The 6,088-nt window shown below is 55.3% G+C and carries 7 protein-coding genes and 4 pseudogenes; 3 read left to right on the plus strand and 8 right to left on the minus strand.

Annotated features, from left to right (window positions below):
• Window positions 1-100: 100 nt before the first annotated feature.
• The 4 genes and pseudogenes from AC221Y_RS18855 to AC221Y_RS18870 all read right to left on the minus strand — a co-directional run.
• Window positions 101-797, minus strand: a pseudogene (locus AC221Y_RS18855) (IS6 family transposase).
• 68 nt (window positions 798-865) lie between these two features.
• Window positions 866-2,011 carry a M24 family metallopeptidase gene (locus AC221Y_RS18860; protein WP_486708025.1) on the minus strand — a complete coding sequence of 382 codons (1,146 nt, stop codon included), beginning with the start codon at window positions 2,009-2,011 and terminating at the stop codon, window positions 866-868.
• Window positions 2,008-3,051: a pyridoxal-phosphate dependent enzyme gene (locus tag AC221Y_RS18865; RefSeq protein ID WP_486708026.1), complete on the minus strand. Its 1,044-nt coding sequence runs from the start codon at window positions 3,049-3,051 to the stop codon at window positions 2,008-2,010. The genes AC221Y_RS18860 and AC221Y_RS18865 overlap by 4 nt, the downstream gene beginning before the upstream one ends.
• A gap of 132 nt (window positions 3,052-3,183) precedes the next feature.
• Window positions 3,184-3,310 (minus strand): annotated as a pseudogene (locus tag AC221Y_RS18870) (IS6 family transposase); the annotation flags it as partial.
• A 31-nt stretch (window positions 3,311-3,341) separates the two neighbouring features.
• On the opposite strand from AC221Y_RS18870, the pseudogene AC221Y_RS18875 reads away from it, so the two are divergent.
• A pseudogene (locus AC221Y_RS18875) lies at window positions 3,342-3,419 on the plus strand (IS6 family transposase); the annotation flags it as partial.
• A 3-nt stretch (window positions 3,420-3,422) separates the two neighbouring features.
• Here AC221Y_RS18875 and AC221Y_RS18880 read toward each other — a convergent pair.
• A pseudogene (locus tag AC221Y_RS18880) lies at window positions 3,423-3,649 on the minus strand (IS6 family transposase); the annotation flags it as partial.
• 57 nt (window positions 3,650-3,706) lie between these two features.
• Between AC221Y_RS18880 and AC221Y_RS18885 the strand changes: the two are divergent.
• A complete protein-coding gene (locus AC221Y_RS18885) occupies window positions 3,707-3,958 on the plus strand; it encodes a hypothetical protein (protein ID WP_299754880.1) in 252 nt (83 codons plus the stop codon).
• Window positions 3,959-3,973: 15 nt separating this feature from the next.
• Window positions 3,974-4,162 carry an alpha/beta fold hydrolase gene (locus AC221Y_RS18890; RefSeq protein ID WP_299754883.1) on the plus strand — a complete coding sequence of 63 codons (189 nt, stop codon included), beginning with the start codon at window positions 3,974-3,976 and terminating at the stop codon, window positions 4,160-4,162.
• 87 nt (window positions 4,163-4,249) lie between these two features.
• Here AC221Y_RS18890 and AC221Y_RS18895 read toward each other — a convergent pair whose 3' ends face one another.
• The 3 genes from AC221Y_RS18895 to AC221Y_RS18905 form a co-directional block, all read right to left on the minus strand.
• A complete protein-coding gene (locus tag AC221Y_RS18895) occupies window positions 4,250-5,218 on the minus strand; it encodes an XdhC family protein (protein WP_299754885.1) in 969 nt (322 codons plus the stop codon).
• 132 nt (window positions 5,219-5,350) lie between these two features.
• Window positions 5,351-5,893 carry an IS630 family transposase gene (locus tag AC221Y_RS18900; protein WP_486708027.1) on the minus strand — a complete coding sequence of 181 codons (543 nt, stop codon included), beginning with the start codon at window positions 5,891-5,893 and terminating at the stop codon, window positions 5,351-5,353.
• Window positions 5,894-5,901: 8 nt separating this feature from the next.
• A partial coding sequence (locus AC221Y_RS18905; protein WP_486708028.1) for a helix-turn-helix domain-containing protein occupies window positions 5,902-6,088 on the minus strand: 187 nt, incomplete at its 5' end.

Here is a 6,088-nt window from a genome sequence, read left to right on the forward strand (position 1 = left end):
AATTCATGGAGTCGAATTAAAACCGAAAATCTGCCGCTTTGACAGTAGGTGGTGTCAGACCAATGCGAACCAGTCTCTACAAGAACAGTGAGGCTGCTCCTTATACCGCGCCAAGACCGCGCCACTGGGCAAGAGCGGCGCACGGTTGAGCTTGAAATTGGGTCGTAAGTTGAGGCTTATTTCCGGATTGAACAGGTGGTAAATCGAGGGATGGGCGGATGCGAATTTCTGCAAACGTCGCATCCGCCTCAAGCAAAGCGCGCTCGCGTCGTTGAAACGGCAAGTGAGAATTTTCTGCCCGATTGTTCACCCAGCGGCCGGTTTCCTGCCTGTCAGCCAAACCGATTTCTTTCAGCGCCGCACCATACGAGCGCAACCGGTCCGTGACGATGACCTCCGGACGGCTATGCTTACGCATTGTTTTCTTAAAGTCTTTCAGCGCTCCCTTCCTATCGCACGCCCTCGTCACGAAGCTTTCCAAGCCTCACCTTCATGATCAACGGCACGCCAAAGGTAATGCCGCTCGCCTTTGCCTTTCACGAAAATCTCGCCCAAATGCCAGCGCCATCGGCTGAATTTCATGCCGGAAATACACCGTTTTCAGTTCTCCGCGGCAAACATCGGAGCAAACCGGTGCCACCAGTATCGACAGTTTCATGGCTCACCTCGATGCCGCGTTCGTGCAGCAGAGCTTCCACATTGCGAAGGGACAGCGGGAAATGGACATACAGCATCACCGCCAGACGGATAACCTCGCGACTCGTTTTGAAATAGCAAAATGGATCAGGTTTGGTCATATTCAGACGCTAGAAATCCGCTCTACCCGCCTCAAGTTGGTTTCTTCTGACAGTACTTGGCAAAGCGCTCATAGCGTGGGCAAATCCGTTCCGATGCGTGGACTGATGAACCTTGGCCCTCTATCGGTGATAACAATGTTCTCCTCGTGCACCAGGATCTTTTTGCCAACGGAAATTCCAGGCTCCAATGTCAACACCATCCCTGGTTCTAGCACCGTGTGATCGGTCGGGATCAACGACGGCCATTCGGTCAGCGACATGCCCAATCCGTGGCCCAACCGACCAGCGTTAATTCCCTCGGAATCGCGTCTCAACACCTCGTCCATGGCATGGAACAAGGTCGCCGCCGTGACACCGGGCCGTGCCGTCTCAAAGGCAGCATCCGAAGCTTCGACCAACCGCGCGTGGGCGAATTGAACCTCGGACGTTGCAGGCCCAATCGACCAGTTCCGATCGAAATCACAGAAGTACCCGTCCCAGACCAGGCCGGCGTCCAGCATCAAAACATCGCCGTTCGTCAATGGCGTCGTGCGGGCGGGGGAAATCACGTCTTGGTATCCGCCCTGCTCGGCTCCGCCAGCCAAATACGGAACCCAATCTGCACCCTCCTCAAGACAAAGAATCTGGAATTTCCGAAACACTTCATCGAGCGGCACCCCTGCCCTAGCAATCTCGGGCGTGCGCTCGAAAGCACGGCCGCCAATGGCACAGGCATTTTCGATCTTCGCAATCTCTGCCGGGGATTTCACCATGCGCAAGGCGCGCAAAATACCATGATCTCCTACTACTTTTCGCATGCCGATACCAGCTCGCACCGACGCCAGATCAGCTTGCGGCATACGGGTGTGAGTTTCGTGGCCGTCCGGCATCCCGATTGCGCCATCAGACGAAGTAAGTTCAACTAAAGTATCGGCCAGCAAGGACACACCGTCGTCCTTCAGATCAGGAGCACTCCAAGTGCGGATATCCTCTATCCAGGTTTCCCCCATAAGGGCTGCCCCAATAGTAGGAATCACGGCAACGGGTTTGCCCGTTGCAGGCACAAGCAGGAACCAAGGTCGACTCGGACTTTCCCAAAAGCGAGTCAGGAACCCGGTAAAATAGCGCACCTCCGGTTCGGTCGTCAGAAGTAGGGCTGCCAATCCATGGGCTTCCATCATGGATTGGGCTCGGCGGGTGCGCGTCTCAAACTCTGAGAGTTCAAACCCTCTCATTCAACAGCCTCGGAGAGAAAGCACAGAGCTCGCGCATCGGAACCCATACCCAACACAGCGCGTACATCTTCGCGAAGAATGGCAACGGCACCAGAACCGCCGGACGCGGTGGTGGCCAGACCATGACACGCCAACTGCGGCAGATATTCGGTGACCTCATCGTCACTCAACGTAAGAAAATCATCAGCGTCTCGACCCAAACCGTTTAAGGCAATCAGCGATGGCTCCTTGCAGTCCAGCCGACCCATGATGCTGTCGGGACCATCAGCAAAGACGCTTTTCCCAGCTTCTATACTGGCTTGCAGTGCGGGGGCTGCGTCGGGCTCGACTACGACGATGCGAGGCGCGTCGCCCCAAATCTTGCGTGCATAAACCGCGACTGCTCCAGCCAGGCCGCCAACGCCAGCTTGCAGAAAAATATGCGTAGGAGGTTCGGGGCATTGTGCGACAGCCTCTGCGGCCATCTGAAGGTAACCTTCCATCAGCACAAGCGGCAGATCGACGTAGCCCTCCCAGGAAGTGTCTGACAGTAGAACCCACCCGTTGCCTTCGGCGGCTTGCATCGCCGCTTCCATGCTGGCCGCATAGTTGGCACCCGCTCGAACGACCTCAGCCTTCTGTGCCTTCAAACGGTTCACGAAGCTTTCGGGTACGGTGTCGGCTATATAGACGACTGCATCGGCCCCAAAAATCCGTGCACCGGCGGCTACACTCATCCCGTGATTGCCCGCGCTAGCGGTGACGTAGGTTCGGCCCTGTAAAGTGGAGGCGTCCGGCGTTGACGACACCTGTTCGGCATGGCGCGCGATGACATAAGCGGCCCCAAGCGCCTTGAACGATCCAAGATTCATACGCGCTCTTTCGTCCTTGACCCAGACCTTCGCCACCGGAGCCAGTCCAGCTGACTGAACCAGTGGCGTTTCATGCGCGGCGGGACACTGTCTCAAAAGCATACCGACCCTTGCGGCATCGTCTGATGGATAAGGTGCCGCCGGCGCTAATTTCGGACCCGCCCGATGAGGGTTTGAAATAATCCGCACCAGCGTCTCTCCGATTGCTCTATCCGTTGACGTGATCCGAATTGTGAAGTTGTGTCAACCTGGTTCACGCAGTACAAACGGTGCTGTCAGACGGATGAGAACTGGTCTCAGTTCGCCGCCGAATGCCGGAACTTATGCTGAACAAATTTGGCGCCACTGGGAGAGAGCAGCGGCTCGGTTCGCCTTGAAATTGTCGCGTGTGTAGAGCGCGCTCCTAGTTGAAATGGTTGCAGACGGAGGGCCCTGTCAGAGCAAACCGGCTTGAGGCGGGCAAGGCGGATTTGTAGCCTCTGGAAACGACCAAACCTGATCCATTTCTCTATTTCAAAACGAGCTACGAGATTATCCGCCTGGCGGTGATGTTGTATGGGCATCGTCAAGGACGCGGCTGTCGGCTTCTTTCTGGACTGAGCTTTTGCTGCGATCAGCGTTGAAAAATTCACCACCCAGCGGGTCTGCGTGGCATGTTCGATCTCAACGCTCCGCTCCGCCATGATTTCTTCCAGGTCCCGATTGGAAACGCTGTAGCGCAGGTAGAAAAACACAGCGTAAAGGATCACGCTTTTGGGTAGTGGTTGCCTTTGAAATCGACCGTCATTTTGGGATCTCCAGCCTGTCGCTTTTTTTTGCGCGGATTGTGACAGGAGTTCTGTAGATGGGAAAACAGTTGGCGAACTTTGCGACAGAACCCAGCGTGGTACGGGGACGACGCCGCGAAAAACTGGGAGACACGCGGTCAAAAGCTGTTGCAGATGGAATGGCGGCACTGACAGACTTTCAGAAAACGCGTTGGTTTTCAGACGATTTCTCCAAGGACAATCCCGAAGCTGTTTCGGACGCAGTTAAGGTGTTTGTTGCCAACAATGTGCCCGCCTATCTCGAAACCTGCCGGATGCTTCGGTGCTGAGATATCCGACGCGCGTTGCCCAGTTTCGACTTTTCCGTCGAGATAATCGTCGGACAAGAGGACTATGCCACCCCTATCGCAATGGCAGAGGCCATGGCCTTAGTTATTCCAAGTGCAAAGATGGAAATTCTTGGCGGCGTGCGCCACTTCACACCCCTTGAGGTGCCAAACAAGATCGCGACCGCGATCCGGCGGCTCGGTTAGGTCTCTTTTCGGACGAGCAATTGGCGCTGATTTCGACGCATCGATCGCTTAAAAGAGCTTCGAAGATCCTAAACCGTACCGTCGGCCTCAAATGCCTGTGTGGCTGACTGCTCTGGCGGAAGTCTTTGCCATTGCGATGTCCAAAACTTCTGCAAGTACCGACACAGACAACGTGGCGGGATCACGCGCGGAGCGGATTAGGCCAATCGGACCATGCAGCCGCGCGAGATCGTCGGGTGGCACCCCCATAGCCTCAAGCTCGAGCAACCGTGAATCGCGCGCTCGCTGACTTCCCTGCGCGCCGATATAAAAGGCCGGACCGCTAAGTGCTCCCTGCAAGATTGGTGGCTCCCAGTCGTGGTCATGAAAGAAAAGAACGATAGCTGTCCATTGGTCGACCGTTAAATCTGTTGGGAATTCAGTTTGTCGCAGGCGCCGGACATCGCAGCCCGATGCAGAAGCAGTTTCCAGCGTTTCTTCCTCAGGTGAGAGGAGAAGATTTGGATATCCGACGGATTGGATAAGGGCGGAAAATGTGCACGCCTCCGGTCCCTTCCCAAATACCAGAAACTGTACATTGGGGACGAATTGCATAACGAAAATCGAACCAAGTTGCCCGGTGAGACCGTCATCTATCAACGTGAGACTGCCGGACGACGTATCAACCTCCATCGCACACAACTGTCTGGCTGCGCGTCGCCTCGACAGCTCGAGCAAAACCGCCAAGTCAGGTCGCGGTATCAAAAGGATATCTAGCCCCCCACCACACGGCAACTGAATATCGATAAACGGTGACCCGCGTCCATATCGCAGAGACTTGGGTTTGCCCAATTCCAATACTTGGGCAGCGTGCAACTCAATGTCTGCCTCGATGCAACCGGACGACAAAGCGCCCACGCTTAGACCACCCGTAAAAATGGCCATTGCTGCTCCGACCGCACGATATGAAGGCCCCTCAACACCTGTGATGATGGCGAGCACAGCCTCGCTCCCGCTTGCTGCAATGGCCTCGAAAGGATCAAGCCCTGAGGCATCTTTTGGACTAATGAAACTCATGGTCTACCTTGCTTGCATGACATAGCTCAAAGGCAAGATATTGTTATATATAAAGGATTATTCTTCATCATAAAATGCTTTCAGTTTCGTGTCTAGGAACCGTTTTGGGCTCGACCAATACCAACGGCCCATTCAGCTGACCTTTATCCACTCTCTTTGGGTAATGGAGGTAATCCGTTCTGGCTCAGTTGCAAAGAAGTTCCATGCGTCTGCACATTTATCGAGGATGTCTTCGTAGCTGTTGAAGACGGTTATCGCGAGTTTGTTGGCGCGCAGGTATTGCCAGACATTTTCCATAGGGTTGAGTTCTGGGGCATAGGGCGGCAGTTTTAACAGGGTAATATTGTCCGGCACTTTCAGCGCTTTTGCCACATGCCAGCCTGCACCGTCGATGATCAGCAGGGCGTGGGCTCCCTGCGCGGCGGTTTTGGCTATTTCGACGAGGTGCAGGTTCATCGCCTCGGTTCCGACATAAGGCAGGACCAAGCCAGCGGCTGTTCCTCGCGCGGGGCAGCCTGTACCGAAGATGTAGCTCCATTTGTAGCGGGTGTCGCGCGGCGCACGCGGACGTGTGCCACGCCGAGACCAGATGCGGGTCAGCGTGCCCTGCTGTCCGACCCTGGCTTCATCTTGAAACCAGACTTCCAGCGGTTTGTCTTTTGCTTGTGTGGGCAAAATATCTGTTACCAAACTTTGGAAGTTTTTTTAAACGCTTCCTGCGCCGCCGGGTCGGTATTGGGGTGTTCCGGGCGGACTGAGAGCCGCCGAAAGCCCAGCCTGTCCAAATACTTGCCAACGGTGCGCTCGTGTACATCAATACTGAAGACCTTTTCAATCCGACGCGCCAGATCGGCACGACGCCAGCGCACC

Source organism: Boseongicola sp. (assembly GCF_057460485.1).

Excerpts from the sequence above, each read along its gene's own strand:
- AC221Y_RS18895 (WP_299754885.1), bottom strand. The coding sequence starts at position 5,218 with ATGAGTTTCATTAGTCCAAAAGATGCCTCAGGGCTTGATCCTTTCGAG.
- AC221Y_RS18885 (WP_299754880.1), top strand. The coding sequence starts at position 3,707 with ATGGGAAAACAGTTGGCGAACTTTGCGACAGAACCCAGCGTGGTACGG.
- AC221Y_RS18860 (WP_486708025.1), bottom strand. The coding sequence starts at position 2,011 with ATGAGAGGGTTTGAACTCTCAGAGTTTGAGACGCGCACCCGCCGAGCC.